General features: G+C 46.4%; 15 protein-coding genes. 8 read left to right on the forward strand and 7 right to left on the reverse strand.

Annotated features, from left to right (window positions below):
* Positions 1 to 163: 163 nt before the first annotated feature.
* The 6 genes from LEP1GSC047_RS03475 to LEP1GSC047_RS03500 form a co-directional block, all read right to left on the reverse strand.
* The gene (locus LEP1GSC047_RS03475; RefSeq protein ID WP_010413754.1) at positions 164 to 481 is read right to left on the reverse strand and encodes an LIC_10461 domain-containing protein; all 318 of its coding nucleotides are present in this window, start codon (positions 479 to 481) and stop codon (positions 164 to 166) included.
* A complete protein-coding gene (locus LEP1GSC047_RS03480) occupies positions 469 to 846 on the reverse strand; it encodes a Bor/Iss family lipoprotein (RefSeq protein ID WP_010413756.1) in 378 nt (125 codons plus the stop codon). Before LEP1GSC047_RS03480 ends, LEP1GSC047_RS03475 begins: the two co-directional genes overlap by 13 nt.
* Complete coding sequence (locus LEP1GSC047_RS03485; RefSeq protein ID WP_010413758.1) at positions 843 to 6,632, reverse strand: beta strand repeat-containing protein; 5,790 nt, start codon at positions 6,630 to 6,632, stop codon at positions 843 to 845. The genes LEP1GSC047_RS03480 and LEP1GSC047_RS03485 overlap by 4 nt, the downstream gene beginning before the upstream one ends.
* 337 nt (positions 6,633 to 6,969) lie before the next feature.
* Complete coding sequence (locus tag LEP1GSC047_RS03490) at positions 6,970 to 8,472, reverse strand: HTTM domain-containing protein (protein ID WP_010413760.1); 1,503 nt, start codon at positions 8,470 to 8,472, stop codon at positions 6,970 to 6,972.
* A gap of 14 nt (positions 8,473 to 8,486) precedes the next feature.
* The gene (locus LEP1GSC047_RS03495; protein WP_010413762.1) at positions 8,487 to 9,443 is read right to left on the reverse strand and encodes a DNA-processing protein DprA; all 957 of its coding nucleotides are present in this window, start codon (positions 9,441 to 9,443) and stop codon (positions 8,487 to 8,489) included.
* Between the two features lie 40 nt (positions 9,444 to 9,483).
* Complete coding sequence (locus LEP1GSC047_RS03500; RefSeq protein ID WP_010413765.1) at positions 9,484 to 10,368, reverse strand: tetratricopeptide repeat protein; 885 nt, start codon at positions 10,366 to 10,368, stop codon at positions 9,484 to 9,486.
* Between the two features lie 362 nt (positions 10,369 to 10,730).
* Here LEP1GSC047_RS03500 and LEP1GSC047_RS03505 point away from each other — a divergent pair, with 362 nt between their 5' ends.
* On the forward strand, positions 10,731 to 11,717 hold the full coding sequence (locus tag LEP1GSC047_RS03505) for a cytochrome-c peroxidase (RefSeq protein WP_010413767.1): 987 nt from the start codon (positions 10,731 to 10,733) through the stop codon (positions 11,715 to 11,717).
* Positions 11,718 to 11,778: 61 nt separating this feature from the next.
* On the opposite strand, the gene LEP1GSC047_RS03510 is transcribed toward LEP1GSC047_RS03505, so the two are convergent.
* Positions 11,779 to 13,059 carry a citrate/2-methylcitrate synthase gene (locus tag LEP1GSC047_RS03510; RefSeq protein ID WP_020988216.1) on the reverse strand — a complete coding sequence of 427 codons (1,281 nt, stop codon included), beginning with the start codon at positions 13,057 to 13,059 and terminating at the stop codon, positions 11,779 to 11,781.
* A 149-nt stretch (positions 13,060 to 13,208) separates the two neighbouring features.
* Here LEP1GSC047_RS03510 and LEP1GSC047_RS03515 point away from each other — a divergent pair, with 149 nt between their 5' ends.
* From LEP1GSC047_RS03515 to LEP1GSC047_RS03545, 7 genes are all read left to right on the forward strand, one after another.
* Positions 13,209 to 14,288, forward strand: coding sequence for an AraC family transcriptional regulator (locus LEP1GSC047_RS03515; RefSeq protein WP_373364542.1), 1,080 nt, complete (start codon positions 13,209 to 13,211; stop codon positions 14,286 to 14,288).
* Positions 14,289 to 14,364: 76 nt separating this feature from the next.
* Positions 14,365 to 15,318 carry a M24 family metallopeptidase gene (locus tag LEP1GSC047_RS03520; RefSeq protein WP_010413772.1) on the forward strand — a complete coding sequence of 318 codons (954 nt, stop codon included), beginning with the start codon at positions 14,365 to 14,367 and terminating at the stop codon, positions 15,316 to 15,318.
* A 64-nt stretch (positions 15,319 to 15,382) separates the two neighbouring features.
* Positions 15,383 to 16,234: a metal-dependent hydrolase gene (locus LEP1GSC047_RS03525; RefSeq protein WP_010413774.1), complete on the forward strand. Its 852-nt coding sequence runs from the start codon at positions 15,383 to 15,385 to the stop codon at positions 16,232 to 16,234.
* Positions 16,231 to 17,028, forward strand: coding sequence for an SDR family NAD(P)-dependent oxidoreductase (locus tag LEP1GSC047_RS03530; RefSeq protein WP_010413776.1), 798 nt, complete (start codon positions 16,231 to 16,233; stop codon positions 17,026 to 17,028). Before LEP1GSC047_RS03525 ends, LEP1GSC047_RS03530 begins: the two co-directional genes overlap by 4 nt.
* Position 17,029: 1 nt before the next feature.
* On the forward strand, positions 17,030 to 17,992 hold the full coding sequence (locus tag LEP1GSC047_RS03535) for an alpha/beta fold hydrolase (RefSeq protein ID WP_010413778.1): 963 nt from the start codon (positions 17,030 to 17,032) through the stop codon (positions 17,990 to 17,992).
* Between the two features lie 114 nt (positions 17,993 to 18,106).
* Entirely contained in the window at positions 18,107 to 19,063 is a 957-nt protein-coding gene (locus tag LEP1GSC047_RS03540) for a class I SAM-dependent methyltransferase (protein ID WP_039934046.1), read from the forward strand.
* Positions 19,064 to 19,175: 112 nt separating this feature from the next.
* On the forward strand, positions 19,176 to 19,952 hold the full coding sequence (locus LEP1GSC047_RS03545; protein WP_010413782.1) for a hypothetical protein: 777 nt from the start codon (positions 19,176 to 19,178) through the stop codon (positions 19,950 to 19,952).
* Positions 19,953 to 19,972: the final 20 nt, after the last annotated feature.

Here is a 19,972-nt window from a genome sequence, read left to right on the forward strand (position 1 = left end):
TCCTCTGTCCTCTGCAGAGGACAGAACATTGATAAACGGAGATTCCATGTTCTGGAGAAAGATTCTTGTGTTATAGTGGATTTTTCCTCTACTTCTGTAACTTTTCCAACTTCGAGCAGCTACTGTCTTCCGTCCTCAGTCGTCTGTCCTCTGTACAGGACAGTTATTTTTTACAGCGTACTTCGACGGTCTTGGTCGTGTAAACCGGTCCGATCAGAAAATGAATGACGGAATCCATAAATCCGGTCACCAGCCGGACTTCCGGATGCGAGTTTGTGCAAGACACTTCCGCCGGAGATCCAGAAGGGTAAATTCCGAATACAAAACTCGCTTGGCGGAATTTCCGGTCTGGTTCGGGCGGGTCCTTAGCCAAAGAGGCCGGTGGCGAATCCGCTTCCTTGTGAACTAGGATAGTGGAATGACAATTAAAGAGAAGTACCGCTACGGTGAATAAACAGAGAAAGTTTTTTAAAGATAACATTCTATCTCCACTGTCTGGGGCGAATAAACGGTAAAGCTTAGCTGTTCCCAAACCCCATTCCAAAAACTCGTATATTGATGAACCGATTTCGGGCCCTTAGGACAAAATTTTGCCGTGTCCAGAACCCTCGCTCCCGGATAGATTCCGAAAAAGTAATAGTCCTGGATAATCCTGTGTTTCTCGCCCGTTTGATTTTGTCCGGCATTTCGGAGTTCGATAGCTTTCTTGCATTCCCGCGACGTAATCGAAATCCAGCAAGCCTCCGGCGTCATCGGGGGATAAACGACCATGGCATGTCTACAGGATCCCGCGAGTAAAATCAGTAGCCAGACGAGGCCGAACATTTTGTAGGATCGGGTTCTCATTGATTCTGTTGCCTATAAACACGGACCGGTGTACTGTTCTTGCCAACGCTCAGATACAGGTAATTCAAACCTCCTACCGATACGGAGACGGCGGAGAATATCTGTTGGACGTTGGTAGAATCCGTTAATCCGTTCCCGGCCACTTGAGTCCAGGATGAGGAGGAGCTCCCCGGATTCGTCGTATTGGTCCGATAGATTCGAATCCCCGATGAGTTATCGAATCCTACGTATAAGTAAGAACCGTTCTTGGCCACCATGGTGATCGTGCGGTTCGTAGAATCTCCGAAATTTGTGAAACCTGTTCCGTCGTCCGCAACGACACTCCAATCTCCGGAATCGCAGTCGGTCGCACTTCCCGTGATCGTAGGATCGCATTTCCAGAGCTGTGCTTTTCGATTGCCGTCGGTTCCATCCGTGCAGCCTGCGACCGTTCCAGGACCGGTTCTAAAGCCCGTAGCTTGAGTTCCCTGAACGCAAAGGGTCCGCGTTACATATAGATTTCCGTTAAATTCGGCGAACTGAGCGAAGGCACGATCGGCCGGAATCAAATCGTAGAATTTGGCGAGTTCGAGAGAGAACCAATTATTGGTAGCGCTATTATGCCATTTGCTATTCGTTCTAGGTCCGATTTCGGTCCAGTTGGCGCATGTATCCTGTGAGGAACAGGCCGTAGTGGGATCCGCGGTATTGGAACGTATTATGGATCCGTTATGTCCGACCGCATGCAGACCGCCGTTTGCGGCATAGATGCGGTTATTGAAGACGAAGAGGGAATCGACTCCCACATAATAGGCCCAGTTCGGGCTGGCATTATTTCCTCCGGAACTGGAAGCTCCGCCGAAATACGGCATGTAATCAATTCTGATCCTTCTGCCCTTGCTTCCATCATAGGCGTCGCAATTGGAACCTGCCGTGCAATTACCGGTGCCGGAATCGGCGGAATTGAAACTTATAAAACCGAAATCAGGTGCATTAAATCCCGAAGTTCCATTATAATTCGGTTTTGCAAACCCGGGGAAGACTCGATCGTTTTGAACCGTAATTGCGGAAGTTCCTGCGGTCACGGTTCCCGTAATCGTCGACATATCGATGTATTTGAATCCGAGATTGGAGGAAGTATCCGAAGAATAGTATAAGTAATCGAAATAATAGTTTCCGCTTCCGTCAGGAGTGGTTCTCGCCGCAGCGATGAAGATGTAAGGCGATCCGCTTAACGTGCCGGTCGTAAATACCCCGCGACCGCTTTCGTTATCAGGACCGCATCCGTTTGTAAGAGTTGCATCATTGATGGTGCATCCCGAATGTCCCAGGGTAACGTAAGGAGGAACAGCGATACCATTTTCTCGACTTGTTGCGGAATTCGTACTGGTCCTTGGATTGTCTCCCGAACCCGCGTTTTGGACAATCGTATCTTGTGCGAACGTAAATTGAACCGATTCGGGGACCGATCCGTCATACGCGAATCTCAGTGCACCGTTTCCGCCGTTATTCGGCCCGGTGTAAATCTTACTATTAAAGTCGGCTAGATATCCGAACGTGGATCCGTTCGGATCTACCGATATCGGACCGTCCGAAAAATTCACCGGAGATGTTCCGCATCCGGAGAAGGTGGCCCTATCTCTCGGCGAGGCTTGGACGTTTTCGGAATTTCCGGCATTGCGCACAGATCCCCAAGTACTGTTATCGAATCCGTCTCCGTCGAGAGCATTGGCCGCTATGATCGTATATTGAGATCCGGTTTGGAGTAAGGCGTGAGTAATGCAAACTTTCGCGGAATCTGCGGGAGTTCCGTTGCATACCGTTCCGTCTAGAATTTTCGCGGAAGAAATGGATCCTAGGTCGGTCGTTCCGACGAATTTATAGCGGTTGGCACATTCCGTACTGCTACTACATTCCGCGGAACCCGAGGCGTTGTTTCCGGAAAGTACCGGTTTGGAAAAATTGAGAACGACAGATGAGGTCGAAGCGCAAGCGGCCGAGCTGACCTTGAGCTGCTCCTGCCCGATAAAATCTCCGTAATTCGGACATGCGAGCGAATTCGGAATCGCCGATAAATCCTGAACTCCGGATTTGTTTACGATCAAGGTATAGCTTGTTCCGGAAACCTGAGAGCTGGACAACGTAATCGTATATACGGCTCCGGTTCCGCTTACCGACGAAACGCTGATCGCTAAACTCGAAGAAAAATTACTATTGTTAGAGCAAGATCCGCTGACCGAAGAGGTCAATGCCAGTTTATAATTGGAAGCCGTCGTAGCTTGCGCCGCATTCACCAATTCCGAATACGTGACTCGCACCGTCGTCGGGCTGAGAGATACCGCATTTAACACGGTCGGCGGCGTAGTATCCAGATATACGACGGTAAGAGACGTATTTCCGCTGACGCTTCCGAATGTCGCCGATATCGTTACCGTTCCTGCGGCTACTCCTGTGACCTGACCTTGGGTTCCGTTTGCATTGCTGATCGTGGCTTTACTAGTGTCGGACGAGGCCCAAACCGCTTGAGTCGTTAAATCCTGTGTGCTTGCATCGGAATAGGTTCCGGTTGCGGTAAAGTTTTTCGTATATCCGGTATAAACGGATGAACCGTTCGGGGCAACCGATATGGAAACCAGTACGGCTGCGGTCACGGTTAGGGTGGTTGATCCCGTTGTGGATCCCGATTGCGCGGAAATCGTGGTCGATCCTATGTTCACGGCAGTTGCGGTCCCTTGTGTCCCACCGGCATTGCTAATTGTTGCGGAGGCGGTATTGGATGAACTCCAAGTGACTTGCGTCGTCAGATCTAAGGTAGTTCCATCCGAGTACACTCCGTTTGCAGTGAAGCCGGTCGTGTTTCCTTTCGGAAGATTCGAGTTTGCGGGTGTGACTTGAATCGATTGAAGCACTGCGGCCGTTACGGTGACTGCCGTGTCGGAACTTTGGATCGAATTTAGCGTCGCGGAAATTTGCGTGCTCCCTTCCAATAAAGCCGTTACAGTTCCTTGCGAGCCGGATGCGTTACTTATAGTCGCCTTTGTTTGATCAAAAGAGGACCAAGTTACCTGAGTCGTTATGTCCTGGGTCGAGTTGTCCGAGTAATGCCCGGTTGCGGTAAAATTCCGAGTTAATCCTTTAGAAATACTTACCGTCGGGGAAGGAGCGATCGTAATGCTAACTAAAGTCGCAGCTCCGACCGTGAGTACGCTGATCGGTGATACGACGGATCCCGATTGAGCGGTAATATTCGAAGTTCCGGTTTGCAGGGTGGTTGCCGTTCCTTGCGAGCCGGAGACGTTACTGATCGTAGCGACGCTCGTATTTGAGGAACTCCAAGTAACTTGCGATGTTAGATCCTGTACCGATCCGTCCGTATAGGTTCCTGTGGCGGTGAAATTCTTGGTCAAGCCGTTCGCAACCGTGGGATTGGTCGGATCCACTTGAATCGAGACCAGACGAGGCGCGGTCACGGAAAGATCCGCATATCCGCTAACGGAATTTAAAGTGGCAGTGATTCTTGAAGATCCTTGGCTACCGTTGTTCGGTGAGTTAAGTTGTTTTTTAGGTCCGGATAAGAGAACACCGAGTTGAATGATCGAGGTTTGAGAGGAAGTCCAAACGACTTGGTCGCTAATGTTGGAATGAGTCCCGTCGGAGTAAATTCCTACAGCTTCCGCTTGGGTAGAAGTTCCTTTCGCGATCGAAGTATCGACAATGGAAACCTGAATCGAATCTAGTACAGCGCTCGTTACGGTGAGCGTGACCGTGCCCGAAATGGAACCGAAAGCGGCGCCGATCGAAACACTACCCTGCGAAACTCCCGAAGCCTTTCCTTGATTTCCGCTCGTATTGTCCACTATTGCGATCGACGAATCCGAGCTCGTCCAAGTCACTTGAGTCGTAAGGTCCGAAGTGCTACCGTCCGAATACGTTCCGGTTGCCGTTAAATTTTGACTTCTTCCTTTAGGTATGCTCGGTAGGGACGGATTGATCGTGATGCTTTGCAAAGTTGCCGCCGTAACGGTCAATGTGTTTGCAGGAGAGGTTACGGATCCAAGACTAGCCGTGATATTCGAAGTTCCGATCGATAACCCCGTCGCCGTTCCTTGGGTGCCGGAGGCGTTACTGATCGTCGCGATTCCCGTATTTGAAGAAGTCCAAGTAACCTGAGTCGTGAGATCCTGAGTCGTGGCATCGGTGTAGGTTCCGGTTGCCGTAAAGTTTTTCGTTAATCCCTTGGCGACACTAGGAGCCGTCGGATCCACTTGAATCGAGAGTAACTTTGCGGAAGTAACCGTAATGTCAGCGTATCCGCTGATGCTACCTAATGTTGCGGTAATTCGCGCAGAGCCTAAACTTCCGCTATTGGGAGAAAGAACCCCTTTTTTCGGAACGCCATTTAATGATCCTAATTGTAGCACTGAAGTATTCGAGGTCGTCCAGGAAACCTGATCGCTGATATTTTGCGAAGTACCGTCCGAATAAATTCCCGATGCAAGTAAGTTTGTCGAAGTTCCTCGAGGAATCGACGTGTCATCGGGTGTTACTTGAATGGAAGTCAAAACTGCTGCGGTTACTTGAAACGATACGGTTGAAGAAATTCCGCCAATCGCGGCAGTTACGTTAGCCGTTCCGACGTTCACTGCGGTTGCGCGTCCTTCCAAGCCGGAGCCGTTATCTACGGAGACGATGCCGGTATTATCGCTGGACCAGGTCACCTGCGTAGTGATCGTGGAGCGACTGCCATCCGTAAATATCCCGGTGGCAACTAGATTGAGGGTGCGACCTTTAGCGATAGAAGGATTGGCAGGGGTAATCGAAATGCTTTCCAGGAGAGCTGCCGTAACGGTAATCTGAGTTTGGTTACTGACGGAGCCCAGAGCCGCCGTAATCGTAGCGCTGCCCTGAGCCTGGGTGGAAAGAAACCCCTGGTTTCCGGATGAATTTCCGATCGTAGCAATCGAAGTATCGGAGGAGGTCCAGGTTACTTGTGAAGTTATATTTTGAGTGGAATTATCCGAATAGGTTCCTGTGGCCGTAAATTGCTGGGTTTTGCCTAATGGCAATGAGGAATTGACCGGTGTGATCGAGATGCTGACGAGAGAGGCTTGGCTGATCGATATCGGCAAGCTCGCCGTAAGCCCTTGGTATCCTGCGCGAATCGAAGTCGAGCCGACCGCAACTCCTTTTACTAATCCGTTTGCATCGACGGTCGCGACGGAAGAATTCGAAACGCTCCAAGAAGTGCTCGGATCGAGAGTTAAATCCTGGGCCGTTCCATCCGCAAAATTTCCCGTAAGCGAACATTGTCGCGAGGTTCCCTTGGGAAGATTCGAATTCTGATTGGTGCAGGTTATCGTTAAAGAAGATAGCGGTGCCGAAGAAACGGTAAGTTGAATCTGGGCTGTCTTGCCTTGGTATTCGATGGTTATCGTGGTAGAACCGACTTGTATCCCTTGAGCCGTTCCTCCCGAAAGCATTTTAATCACGGAAGAATCCGCCGAGGACCAATTTGCATCGCCGGTTATATCCGCATTCGTGTTATCCGAATAAATCGCAGTGGCTTTTAAAGGAGCCGTGGTCGTTTTGGCGAGGCTGGAGTAGGGGGAAGAGATTTCGACTCTATTCAGCGTGGCCGGTTGAGAAGCCGCACTCCCCGGCAAAAAAAAGAGAGGTCCGCTTCCCGTTTTTCCTGCTGCTAGTCCGACAGCGCCCGTAAGTAAGGGCCATGCGGCACATCCTTCGAGCAGGAAAAATAAAAGGATCGGAAAGCTTGCTCGCTTCGTATGTTTGATTATGCGGTACATTCTACTTCTCTTTTCGGATTAATTTCTCCCTAATTAACTCCGTAGTATTTAATCGGACGATTTTTCGATGCATAGTACTTCACAAAAAAATAAATTAAAAGGATTATTCGGTTCAGTATAATAAATCAGGTTATTTTTCTCTTATATTCTTTCGATGAGACATACATTCTCGATCCGAGCATCACTTAAGTATAGGGATCGATTTTCTTTTTTAGAATTGAGATTCGATGCGCCGAAATTTCACGAAGCATCGAAAAGCGCGCGGAGCAAAATGTGGCAAATTAAGAAATTTTGACTTCGGAATATTTTTCCATAATTCCGAAAGGGAAGAGGGGATCTATTTCTCGTCCGAAAGAATCCAATCTTTATTCGAGAATCCTTCTTTTACTTTCATAAGATCTCTTGCAGGGTCTATGAACGTTCTACTTTTTTTTCCGTTCAGAGAAACGGTTATGTCGGCATAAACTGCGACATCGTCCCCGGTCCTCCGTTTTTCTTTTTCCCCCAAATAATGGGCGAATTGTAGAACCAAATCCGGCTGGGTGCTCATCATGGTTTTTTGAAATTCGGTGAGATGCGATTCGGGAAGAACGAAGTGAACTTCTCCCGATCTTAAATTCGTCACCCGAAAAGACGCGATTCCGTTTTTCTGAATCAACATGATATGCCACGCGAACCGAAATCCTTGCTCCGTCCAAAGATGGTTTCCCGGATACAAAAAATGCCTTACCGGTAAAAGAATCTGTAGAAGAATGTAAGTAGACCAAAACAATATTCCTATTCTATGAATCGTTTTCGGATCATACTTTGGAAATTTATAATATAGATTGCGTCCCCAGAGATCCGGTTTTTCCAGGAAAAGGAGCGCTTTTAGAAAGAATCCCGCCGAATCGAAGCGAAATCGAATCGGCAATTTTTGCCAAGCTACCTGGAAGAGATTTCTGAGTTCGCCGTAGGGAAAGATCCCTCTTTTTTTCAGAAAGTTTCTGAACTTTAACGGCCAGGAAGGGGAGAAGAATAGGGTGGCTGAGAGCGACATGATCCAAGGAAATATTCCGATCGGGAAAAGCTTCCAGGTTAACGTGTGAAAAATAATCGCGAGACAATACGCCCATATACGGGAGTTTACCTTTAAAAGCAGGAACGGAATAAAAAGGTCGAATAACAATCCGGTATAACTGAAAACGTAACCCGCGATCGGATATGCGAAGAATTTTCCGAGCACAGGAAAATCCGTATTCCGAATCAACCAGATTCTTAAAGGCTGGGCATGAAAAAGCCAATCCGGGACAATCTTGGCAAGTCCGCCGAAAAAATAAACGCAACCTATCTGAAACCGCAAGAGCCAGAGCGACCAATTTTGGACCTTTGGATTTGCCCATCGTCCGGTTCTATAGGTCTCCAAGAAATGGGAGACAGATAGACATCTATCCGCGGGAACCCAGATCATAATCCAAAGCAGGAGGACGACTAGGTAATAGTGGTTTAAATAAGTGGATACGTCCAGTAAATTGAAATAAAGAAAACCGATCAGATAGATGATAAGACAAATTCTATAGAGAATTCCTAGGGAGATTCCTATTCCCGCAAGAATCAATATCCAGAAGAGAGGATATAATAGCCAGCTCGGTACTAGCGGAACCCAAGAGAATCCGTAATATTTGAAGTGAAATTCGGGCTGTAAAAAATATTTTTCCACCCAATCATAGGCAAGATACCTTACCGATAGGAAAGACAAGAGAATTCCGAAGACAAATCGGAATAAACCAAGCGACCATGCAGGAGAATTACCCGATAGCTCCGTTCGAATCCTATTGAGTAATGAAGACTTCGATTTCATCCGTACCGCGGTGCCTATGTTTCGGATCTTAGAAACCCGTTTCCTAAATCAATCCAATTGCCGTCCAACATCTCTTTTCCAAGGCGACTCAGCGTTGCCGGCAAGTCCTGAAAATTAGTAGGTAAAATGTCGTTCGCATGAAAGAACTTTTCTTTTTGTCCGGAGAAAAGTGGAAAAAGAATTTCATTCGCTCCATCCGATAACAATTTTTTTCCGCCTTGATTGGAAAATTGAGCCGGGTGGTCGAAAATATAAACTTCCCGATTCTGCGAGACCGCACTATACGCGGACGAGATCGCCCCGCTTTTTTCGGGCGCTTCCATAACGAGTAAAGAATCGCTGATACCCGTGATGATTCTGTTTCTCCTCGGAAACGCATATTTTCTGATTTGAAATCCGGGCGGATACTCGGTCACGACAAGAGCTCCTGCGGTCGTTTTCATTTTTCGATATAAATTTTTGTTCTCGTACGGATATTCCCGGTCCGGTCCCGTTCCCATCACGCCGAGAACGGAAAGATTATTTTCCAAAGCGCATTCCATCGCGGCAGCATCGACGCCGATTGCGAGTCCTGAGACGATCCCTTGGTAACCTAACGATGATATCGCGGACGTTAAATTTCCGCACGCTAAGCGGGTCACCGGAGAAGGAGAGCGGGTTCCTACGACCGCGAGTAGCTTCCTTTCCAGAACGGAAGGATCACCGATACAAAACAAATTCGGAGGAGGATCGTAGATTTCCCGAAGATAGGGGGGATAAATTATGTCATAATAACTAACGATAAATGCATTCAGTTTTTCTAAAGAGGATCGATATAGTTTCGCGTCCGTTTCCGCATCCGTCCTCAAGCTTATCGGTAATTTTTTAATGAGCGTCCCGGTTACCTCTTCCGGCGACGAGTAAAGGGACAGGATCCTGGAGCGAGTTACGAACGAATAAATTTTAGGGGAAGTTAAAGTCAGAAAATCCATTCTTAATACGCCGGATAGGATTTATCAATATCAAAGAATATTACTTTTCCTGCGCACTAAGTTTCTTTAAGTCTTCCTGAACGTTTCGATACGAATCGTTCTCTTCCAGGCTTTCCTTGATGAACCCGTCTTTTTTAAGACTTTCTAATGTGGATTTAATGTATAAGTATTCGTCCTTTGCCGCCTCGGATTGGCCGAGCCTGTACAAAAAATTGGCTTTCGCGAATCTTGTAGGAATGTTCCGGGGTTCTTTTTTTAGAATCGAATCCAAAATTACGAACGCTTTTTCCTGGTCGTGAAACCCGGCACTGATTCCTTCCCAGGCGGAATCCACCATGGAAGAATCGAAATAGATCAATGCCAGTTGAAACGGGAATCTCGAATCGCGAGGATCTTGGCGAGTTAAAGCCTGAAAAATTTCGATTGCAGACTGTCTGCGCGCCGGTTCCCAGCCTCGATCTTTAGATGCATTTGCATAAGCCAGACCCGTTTCGAACAATAATTGCTGGTCGACAGGCATTTGCAATAGGGCTCTGTCAAAATACGGAAGTGCGGATTCGAAGAAATGAACATCGGCTCCGACGACTTCGGATCGTTTTCCTTCCGATTCTTCCTTGAGAGCTTTATTATAATATTTGGCCGCAAGATCATAATCCCCGATTTTCATATATCCTTGCGCGATCTTCCAGCTCAGAGCTCCCGCCGACCGGGTCTTGGAAGCGAGTTCTCGAATTTTCTTTTCTAACTCGATGATTTCGGCTTCGTCCATCGCTAAGCGCCGCTTCCAAGCGTCCAAGTCCTCGACCGTCGGAGGCTTATACGTGCTTTTGGAGGCGAATTTACTTAAATTTTTGCACGCGGAAACGAAGCCTACAATGAGAAGAGCAGAATATAAGGTTAGGAGGTTCAAAGTTAATTTTTTCATACTCATCGGATTTTACGGAATACGGTGTCAGGAAATCTCGCATTGGTCTATGGAAAATCGAGACAGGAAAGGATTTTTTCAGAAGACAGAGGACTTTCAGAGGACGGAAGACAGAAGACTGAGGACAGAACATTGATGAGCGGAGATTCCACGTTTTTCAAGAAAGATTCCTGTGTTACAAGTAGATCTGTCTTCTACCTCCTAACCTTTTTAACATCGGGCAGCTTCTGTCTAGCGTGAGCAAAGCGAACGCGTTTGTCCTCAGTCTTCTGTCTTCTGCTAGCGAAAAAACGCTTGCAGTAACGTAATTTCGTCGAAAAGTCTAAAACATTAGAATCATTCTAATCTGAGGGGATGCAATGATGATGAAAAGACGCCTTATCGCGATGACTGGTTTCCTTCTATTCGCAATTTTGGCCTGCGGTCCGTCCGAAAAGACGAAATTACTGATGGAAGACGCAAAAAGAAACTTCGGGACGATTCCGGCAAAAATGCCCGGATCGCAAAATGACACGCCTGAATTGGTGAAACTCGGAGAAAAACTCTACTTCGAAAAGAAACTCTCCATAAACGATTCGCAAGCCTGTAGTTCTTGTCATAACGTCAGTGGAAAAGGAGCGGGAGTCGATAATCTACCCACGTCTCCGGGCGCACTGGGCAAAAATGGGGATAGGAATTCTCCTACTTCTTTGAATGCCGGATTTCATGTGGCACAATTTTGGGATGGAAGAGCCGCGGATTTAAAAGCTCAGGCTAAAGGACCGATCCTAAATCCTGGAGAAATGGCAATGCCTTCCGAAGCGGCTGTGGAAAAGAAACTTTCGGAGATACCGGAATACGTGGAATTATTCGCCAAAGCGTTTCCGAAACAGGAAAAGAAAATTACGTATGACAATCTGGCCGAAGCGATTGCCGCATTCGAAAGAACTCTGATCACGAAAGATCGTTTTGATGAGTTCCAAAGCGGAAACCCACGAGCCTTAAGTTCGGAAGAGCAAAAAGGATTAGACGCATTTATTTCTAACGGATGCATCCAATGTCATAACGGTCCGCTTTTAGGCGGAAATTCTTTCCGAAAATTAGGACAAGTCCATCCCTATGAAAATGTGGAAGACAAAGGAAGATTTACTTTAACGAAAAACCAAGCGGACCTTTACGTGTTTAAGGTTCCTTCTTTACGAAATGTCGCATTAACCGGGCCATACTTTCATGACGGAAAAGTGAAGACCTTGGACGAAGCTGTGAAGAAGATGGCGTTTATTCAACTAGGAAAGGAACTTTCCAACGAAGAAATCGGTTCGATCGTTAATTTCTTGAAAGCATTATCCGATAAAAATCGGTCTAACTAGCACGAACTTACAGAATTGAAACCTATTCAGGCCGGCCCTTTTAACAAGGACCGGTTTTTTTTTATCTTTCTAAAATCTGCTTATATTTTCTGGGGGAATGACCGGTATAAATCTGGCGAGGACGCACCTTGGAATAATCACCCGAAAGTCTTTGCTCTCTCCAATGTGCCAGCCAGCCCGGAAGTTTCCCGATCGCCTGCATCGCGGTAAAGAGTTCTTTCGGAATTCCTAAACTATGAAACAGAACGGCGCTGTAGAATTCCAAATTCGGATATAAGTTTTTTTGTATAAAGAAGGAGTCTTTACTTAAATGCTCGTCCACTTGCAATGCGATTTCCGCAATCGGATCCAACTTCTTCTGTTTATAAAAGTCGGAGAATAATTTTTGAGCGATGGTGGAACGTTTGCTTTTGGCTTTGTATGCATCGTGCCCGAATCCGGTGGAATGAAAATGCACTTCGCCTTTGGTGAATCGCTCGAAATATTCCGGAACGGAAAGTTTGGATTTGATGATATCTTCGATCAATTCGACCGCCGCGACTTGTCGCCCGCCTTCCCTGGATCCCCATAGGGCGCTGATCGCGGAGGAAATCGAGGCAAAGATATTGGCTTGGGTAGAGCCGATTAATTGCACGGTAGTATTCGAAACGTTTTGCTCGTGATCCGCGTATAAAATCCATAATTGATTTAGAATACGGTCATGATCCTCGGAAGGTTGGTACTTGACCGAAGGGAGAGAAAAAAGCATATATAAAAAATTCGTACAATACGGATGTCTATCTACCGGATATACGAAAGGCTGGCCGATCATCTTCTTGTAGGAAAATGCCGCGATCGTACGGATTTTCGCGAGGAGTCTCGCTGCCTGATCGATTCCTCGGTCCAAATATTCTTCGTATTCGTCCTGGTAATAACTGGAAAGAGACGAGACCATTACGGATAAAATTGCGAGCGGGTGGGCCTTTCCGGGAAATCCGTCGAAGAGATTGATCATATCCTCATGGATTAAGCTATGTTTGGAGAGCTTAGTGGAAAATTCCTTTAATTGCTTTTCGTCCGGAAGCTCGCCGTAGATGAGTAAGTAACTGGTTTCCACGAAGGTGGAATAATGGACTAATTCGGCAACATCGTAACCGCGATAATGAAGATCCCCGGTATTCGGATCTCGTCGGGATATTTTACTCTGCGCATAGGCGGTATTGAAGAATCCAGGATCGTACGAAGTAAGACCCGTTTTATCGTGTAGTTCACGAATATCGATTCCCTTCTTTCCGTCCGTTCCCGTAATCAACGGAATCCGGTGCACCTGGTCCCCAACTTTCAATTCCACGAAGTCGCTCATACCGATAGGAAAAGAGGGATAGCTGAGAGAGTCAACCTTCCTTCGGGAATCGATTCGTGAATTTTCCCTTTCGGCTGGACAAAACTGGGGTGGACGGTTACTCCTTTCCTCGCTGGGCTGCGGAGCCTCGAATTTTGAAACTCAATCCGATGTTTTTTCTTCATTTCTGGATCCCATTCGGAACGGCACTTTCGCTTTTGTTAGCCACAATGGAACTGGCAAAAAAGAGGGAATCAAAACTTCCAAGCGGCATGTTTTTTTTGGCTCTGCTTTTGGCGTCGGTCGAGAGTCGGCTCGGACTGACTCTCGTTCCGGAAGCCCTGGACAAGACATGGCTCTGGATTTTCTTCTTCCCATCCGTTTGGGCCATCGGACCCGCTCTTTTGTTAATCTCGAGAAATATGGTTCAGTTCGCGCTGGACAGGGAAATCTCGATCGGGCCTCACTTTCTTCCCGCAGTATTTCTACTTTTGGGAGAATGTCTTGCGATCCTGTTTCTTCCGGAAGAATTCAGAAAGGAGGGAATCTACAACGCGGTCCACGGGAACAAAATCGATTTTCTAACGTTCGTCGCGGTCTTCGGGTTTATACATCAGACTGCATATTCGTTGCTTCTCTGGATTCTGTTTCGACGAGTCTCGAGAGAGACGGAAATTCCTCTTTCTTCTCTGGTTTATACGTCCCTGCTCGTAATTATCACGACGATCGAACTTTGCTGGCTGGGCTATTTTCTAAAAAGCACGGACGTACTAGCGGTCGGTGCAAGTTTTCAAACTCTCGGGATCGTATTGATTTTCATCTTCTCGTCCCGGTACCCGTCTTTCTTTATCTCCTTAAAAACGGAAATACAGCAAAAGCGCTATGAACGAACCCAGATAGCCGGGGTCGACTTGCATGCCGTTCAGACCCGATTGCAAGAGCTGATGGAGGTGGAAAAAATTTATCGGGAAGAGGCTTTGAAAATCCAAGATCTCGCGTCCAGGCTACTTCTTTCCCCCCACCAACTTTCCAGGATTTTAAACGAAAGATACGGCAAGAATTTCAACGAGTTCGTAAACGGATTTAGAATCGAAGAAGCAAAGCATTTGCTTTTGGAGGATGAGGCCAGAACGGTTTTGTCGATCGGTTATGAGGTCGGCTTTAATTCCAAATCCACATTCAACGCCCAATTTCTAAAAATCGCCGAAATGACCCCTCAGGAATGGAGAAAAAAAGGTCGCATTTCATAAGATCGGACGATTCTTTTTCGCATATCTGTTAGGATAAATCCGCTTTATTCGAATTCGAGTAAAGGCGGAGGTCCTAATGTCCAGGGAAGAGTATTCTTTATCGGAATTAGAGGAGTATCGCAGGGTTCAATCCTTGGCGTACGACGCGGTAGAGTCCGTTCGTCAGGATCTCTATCCTGGAATCACCGAAAAAGAGGCCGCGCGGAAAATAGACGACTATATCCGGGCCAAAGGCGGGTCCTCCTTCTTTCATTACGGCTTTGCCTGGTTCGGAGATAGGACCGCATTCCGAGGATTTAGAAGGCCGCTCTCCCTCCACCGCCTCCGGAAAGGGGAAGGGGTCCTGCCTCATTTTGGGTGGGAGTTCCAACCTTCTAAGCGCAAATTAAAGGAAGGAATGGCCGTGATTCTGGACATCGCGCCGTCCTTCAAAGGGTGTTCGGCGGACATCGGATATTCTTTTTCCTTCGGTGAAAATCCCGAACATGATCGAGCGATGGCCGCTTTGGAAGAATACCGCGAGTCGATTTTACGGGGGGTTCTCGCCGAACGGACATTAGGTGGTATCTATCGGGAAGTCGACGAGCGAATTCGTTCTACAGGATATACCAATTGCCATTCCGTTTATCCGCAAGGAGTTCTCGGGCACAAAGTCGGCAAGTTGCCTGCTTATAATTTACCTGGTGGAAGATTCCTCGGATTTCCGTTACAAACTTTTGCCTATTTGCTTCCCCAGATGGTGAAGGGTTTTCTTCCTTGGAGTTCCAGTTCTTCTCCTCTTTGGTCGGAAACTTCCGAATTTACGGCGGAGCCGGGATTATGGGCGGTGGAACCGCATATCGGCAGGATATATTCGGGTTCGCAGGCCGATCAATCCTTCGGAGTGAAATGGGAGGAAATATTGGTCGTTACGGATTCGACCGCCTATTGGTTGGATGATTCCCTACCTCATGTCCGGCAATGGGAAAAAACTAAGAAGAAATATTCGGGACGTAAGGCGAAGGCGCTTTACGACGGCGCTCTCGCCTGATCGGAGGAATGTCGAAAAGAAGAATCGAAATACATTTATTAGAAAATAAAAAGGTACTAATATTATGAAAAAGAAATCCACATTACAAACTAAGAACTTCAATTTTTATCCCGTCAGGAAGCCTAAATTCGAATTCTCGAACGGAGGGACGAGTAAACACTGGCTGGAAGGATCCGCTTATAAAACGCATATTATGAATACATGGACTTTATTCTTTCCGGACGGAGAGAAATTCTTCATTCGAAGTATTCAGACGTTTATGACGAAAATAAAGGATCCAAGAGTGCTTAGGAATGCGACCGCTTTCATAGGACAGGAAGCTCAGCACGCAGGGGAACACAAGAAGACCTGGAAAATATTGGAGGATCAAGGGTATAGGATTTCCGGATTTATAGGTTTCTTTAATGCTCTTTGCTTTAAATTTCTGGAAAGATTCGGCTCTCGAATGACCTGTCTTTCCGCTACCGCCGGAGCGGAACATTATACTTCTTTAATAGCTACCATCGGCTTGAAGATGAAGGTCTTGGACGGAGCCGAGTCCGAAATGAGGCGACTCTGGGAATGGCATGCCGCCGAAGAAATCGAGCATAAATCCGCCGCCTTCGATGTTCTATTGGATGTAAGCGGGAATTATTTCCGTCGGGTCCTAGGTTTTCTCGCCGCTACTTTGGTATTTTGGCCGATGACCTTCGTCGGAGCGGAGATCCTACTAAGGCAGGACGGATTGACTTTTAGATGGAAAACTAGAAAAGATGCTTTTCGTTTTTTGTTCACGGAAGAAAAGGTCTTCTTTCATTGGTTGGCCGCCTTTTTCAGATACCTCAAACCTAACTTTCATCCCGACCAAGAGGATAATTTGGAACTTAGTAAAGCTATTCTACAATCGCCAGAACATAGATATAAGGAAATTGCATGAGCAATCTAAACGGAAAACACATATTAATTACCGGGGCCAACGGAGGTTTCGGAAGAGAATTAACGAAACAACTTTTGGAGAAAGGAGCGAATTTAATTCTAACGGATATGAAAGCTCCGGATACGAAACCGGAGACTTATCTTGACGGTAAGAAGGCCAGCGGTCGTATATTGGGAAGTTTTGCCGTCGACTTAAGCACCGAGGCAGGTTGCGTGAAAGCGCATAAGGAAGCGTTGAAAATCGACCCCAAGGTGGATATTCTTATCAATAATGCAGGTTTGGCTTTCATGGGTCGCCTTTTGGATGTACCGAATGACAAATGGAAATTAATACTGGACGTTAATCTTTACGCACCCATTTACCTGAGCCGCTTATTTCTTCCCGCGATGTTGGATAGGAAGTACGGTCATATCGTAAACCTATCCTCTGTGGCCGGTATTACCGCGCCGGGAGAGCTGGTTTACTATTCCATTTCAAAATTCGGAATTCGAGCCTTAGGTAAAGCCTTGGATTCCGGTTATCGCCGACATGGGGTTTACACCACGAACGTATATCCTTTCTTTGCGGATACGAATATTCTAAAATCCGAACAATTCGGCGGAGATAAACAAAAAGTGGTACCGCCCGCCATCGTCGACAGTCCGGTTATGGTGGTCAGAGCGATCGTTAGAGGAATGGAGAAGAAAAAACTGCATGTGTTTCCGGGATTCACTTCGAAGATGATTCGATTCCTTACGAGATTATCTCCCGGTTTTATCAGGGCGATGGAGCGCCTTGGGCAAAAATTTTCGTGATATGAATAGGGTCGATAGCGTCGTAATTACCAAAAGGGGGAAGTCCTCCGAATCGTCGAAAGATAATACTTTTAAAGAAACTTCGATTAACAGCGGAAAAGTTTCTATTTTTCTAAAGTACAATTATAGTAGCAAGGAAAGGCCGAACCGACAAACGATTCTTTTCGTTCACGGCTATCCCGATGATCATCGAACCTGGTCGTATCAATTGGATGCGTTATGCGAGGAGTATAACGTGGCGGCTTTGGATCTCAGGGGAGCGGGAAAGTCCTCTAAACCCGAAGAACAAAAATCCTATAATGTCAGGCGAATTTTCGAGGATTTGGAGGCTGTCATCCGATTTCTCGGCAATGAAAAACCGGTTCATTTGGTCGCTCACGATTGGGGAGCATTGATTTGCTGGGCCTTTGTCGGCGACAAACGGTATTCTCGATTTATAAAATCTTACACGGCGATGGGAGGTCCGCATCCGATTTTGGCGAAAAAAAGCATCTTCCGATTGCTCTTTTCGATCAATCCCGTTTCTATTTGGAAAGCGCTGACTCAGGCCCGTAAATCATGGTACATTATCTTCTTTCAGATTCCATTTCTACCGGAGTTATCCTGGAAATTATTTCCGAAATTTCTCTGGAAAATGGCGATGAACTTAGGTGGAGTTCCTAAGGACGATTCGTTGCGTTCCAAAACGAAGGAAGAAATTCTTGCTTCAGCACTTTGGCCGATGAATCTATATCGGGAGTTATTGCGTGGAGAAAAATTCCCGGTTCCGGAGCATATAGAACCTCCGGTGCAGGTTTTCATTCCGGTCAATGATTTTGCGATTCGACCCGAATCCTATAAACTCCATAAGGAAGTCTGCGCTTCTTATCGTGAATTCCGCTTCAATTCGAATCATTGGATTCAAAGAGTTTTGCCCGGACTCATAACGGAGAAGATTAAGGAATTTGTTTGGGAAACCGGCTAAGCGGACTTGAACAAAAAGAATGTCGTTGGGAAGGAAGTTATATGTCCGGTTGAATCGGTTATTTTCGGATCGATTGGGCTGGATTTTCGGAAGGGTTCGTCGATTCTGTCCTGTATGAAGCATCTGGAGATGTTCGACAATCGCTTATCTCGTATGTCCAAGCATTGGAAAAAATGGGCGAAGCGGCGGGAAATCACCTGCTTCCGTATCTACGATCGAGACATTCCCCAGGTCCCTATTTCCGTCGATATTTACGAAGATTATTGTTTAGTCTCGGAATATCTGAACGAATATCCACTTTCCGAAGAGGATAGAGAAAAGGAGAGATCGTTTATTCGATCCTCTATTTTAAAAATTCTCAATATTTCTCCCGATAATTTATTCTGGAAACGAAGGGAGCAAAAAAAGGGAAGCGCTCAATATGAAAAAATGGGGGACCGAGCCGTTTCGATCATCGCACGGGAAGGCGGGCTAAAATTCAAAGTAAATCCGAGCGATTACTTGGACACCGGCCTTTTCTTGGATCACCGGATCACTAGGGATTTGGTTCGAAAGGAAAGTAAGGATAAGAAGGTTCTGAATCTTTATTCATACACGGGATCTTTTTCCGTATACGCAATCGACGGCGGTGCCAAGCGCGTTACAAGCATCGATCTATCAAAAACTTATTTGGATTGGTCGGAGGAAAATTTTCGCTTAAACGGAATGTATCCCGACGAGCACGAATTTCTGAGGGAAGACGTGACCGAATGGCTCAGGAAAGAGCGGTCAAATCCTAGACGGGAAAAATACGATCTCATTATAGTAGATCCTCCCACCTTTTCGAATAGTAAGAAAATGAGGGACATATTCGACGTGCAGCGAGATTATTCTTTTCTGTTAAATGCAGTCTTTAAGGATTTTTCCGAACCGAATGCGATATTATATTTCTCGACCAACTTTCGGAAATTTAAGATGGATCGGAACGCTTTACTTTGGGAAGATGTACAGGATTTGACGAAAGCAACCCACCCCGAGGATTTTCGAAACGAAAGAGTACGATCTGTCTGGAAGATGAAAGATAAATCCTAATCCTGTTTATCTCGGCTCCTTTCGATTCGCTTAGCAACTTCTTGTACTTATCTTTTAGCTCGCTTGACCTTTCTTTGGAAATAAATAATATTGGCACGATTCGGACGGAATTATGAGAACAAACATATCGATCCTATTTATTTCCGTTTACATACTTCTATCCTTGGCCCTAAACGATTCGATTCCGGCCCAGGATAAGGTCGAATCCTCCGTAAAATCCGCTTCGTTAAACGGAGATCGTTCGGCCAATGCCGGAGAAGAGGACCAGCTTCAGAGACGCGCAAGTCGTAAGTTTTTTCTGGGTGGAATCGGTGCTAGCGGCTTTAATTGGTTGGGTTTAGGACACCAACTCTCCCAAAGATTCGCCTTAACATTACTATGGCAGGAGCAAAGAACGATCCAAAGGTTCGACCTGCAATTAAACGGAGTCCAATCGGATTTATCCGCGCAATTTACTCTAACCAATCACGAAAAAAAGCAAAGGCAAATCGGATTGCAATTCGAATGGTTTCCTTTCGCTAGTCCTTATTTTTTTGCTCTAGGAGCTGGCTTGGAAACGTTTTCGGAAAAACAACGAAAGACGGTAATGTGGGTCCCGATCGGAGCGGCCCAAGATCACGACTGGAATGTATTGCAGAAAAAAGGATTTATCTCCGGAGGAGCCGGGTTCCGTTACTTCTTTGCTTCGGGGGTCTTCGTTCATTTCGGCGGCAATCTCTTACTTTACTTAAACAAATCCTATCAGGCTCATCGAGGAGCCTATATCGCTAACACGTATTGGGATCCGCGACAATTCCAACTCGACTGGATGGAGCCTGATAAAGTCGGTCGAGATAGGCAAACAGGATATGGAGCGCAGATTCAGATTTTGCTCGGATACGCCTTTTAATTTAAAGAAAATTCAATATA

This window comes from Leptospira inadai serovar Lyme str. 10, assembly GCF_000243675.2.
GTDB lineage: Bacteria > Spirochaetota > Leptospiria > Leptospirales > Leptospiraceae > Leptospira_B > Leptospira_B inadai.

Bases quoted from the DNA above. Each gene is read 5' to 3' on its own strand.
- LEP1GSC047_RS03525 (WP_010413774.1), top strand. From the start codon at position 15,383: ATGAAAAAGAAATCCACATTACAAACTAAGAACTTCAATTTTTATCCC.
- LEP1GSC047_RS03500 (WP_010413765.1), bottom strand. From the start codon at position 10,368: ATGAAAAAATTAACTTTGAACCTCCTAACCTTATATTCTGCTCTTCTC.
- LEP1GSC047_RS03485 (WP_010413758.1), bottom strand. From the start codon at position 6,632: ATGTACCGCATAATCAAACATACGAAGCGAGCAAGCTTTCCGATCCTT.
- LEP1GSC047_RS03540 (WP_039934046.1), top strand. From the start codon at position 18,107: ATGAAGCATCTGGAGATGTTCGACAATCGCTTATCTCGTATGTCCAAG.
- LEP1GSC047_RS03505 (WP_010413767.1), top strand. From the start codon at position 10,731: ATGATGAAAAGACGCCTTATCGCGATGACTGGTTTCCTTCTATTCGCA.
- LEP1GSC047_RS03510 (WP_020988216.1), bottom strand. From the start codon at position 13,059: ATGAGCGACTTCGTGGAATTGAAAGTTGGGGACCAGGTGCACCGGATT.
- LEP1GSC047_RS03545 (WP_010413782.1), top strand. From the start codon at position 19,176: ATGAGAACAAACATATCGATCCTATTTATTTCCGTTTACATACTTCTA.
- LEP1GSC047_RS03480 (WP_010413756.1), bottom strand. From the start codon at position 846: ATGAGAACCCGATCCTACAAAATGTTCGGCCTCGTCTGGCTACTGATT.
- LEP1GSC047_RS03495 (WP_010413762.1), bottom strand. From the start codon at position 9,443: ATGGATTTTCTGACTTTAACTTCCCCTAAAATTTATTCGTTCGTAACT.
- LEP1GSC047_RS03530 (WP_010413776.1), top strand. From the start codon at position 16,231: ATGAGCAATCTAAACGGAAAACACATATTAATTACCGGGGCCAACGGA.
- LEP1GSC047_RS03520 (WP_010413772.1), top strand. From the start codon at position 14,365: ATGTCCAGGGAAGAGTATTCTTTATCGGAATTAGAGGAGTATCGCAGG.
- LEP1GSC047_RS03475 (WP_010413754.1), bottom strand. From the start codon at position 481: ATGTTATCTTTAAAAAACTTTCTCTGTTTATTCACCGTAGCGGTACTT.
- LEP1GSC047_RS03515 (WP_373364542.1), top strand. From the start codon at position 13,209: ATGTTTTTTCTTCATTTCTGGATCCCATTCGGAACGGCACTTTCGCTT.
- LEP1GSC047_RS03535 (WP_010413778.1), top strand. From the start codon at position 17,030: ATGAATAGGGTCGATAGCGTCGTAATTACCAAAAGGGGGAAGTCCTCC.
- LEP1GSC047_RS03490 (WP_010413760.1), bottom strand. From the start codon at position 8,472: ATGAAATCGAAGTCTTCATTACTCAATAGGATTCGAACGGAGCTATCG.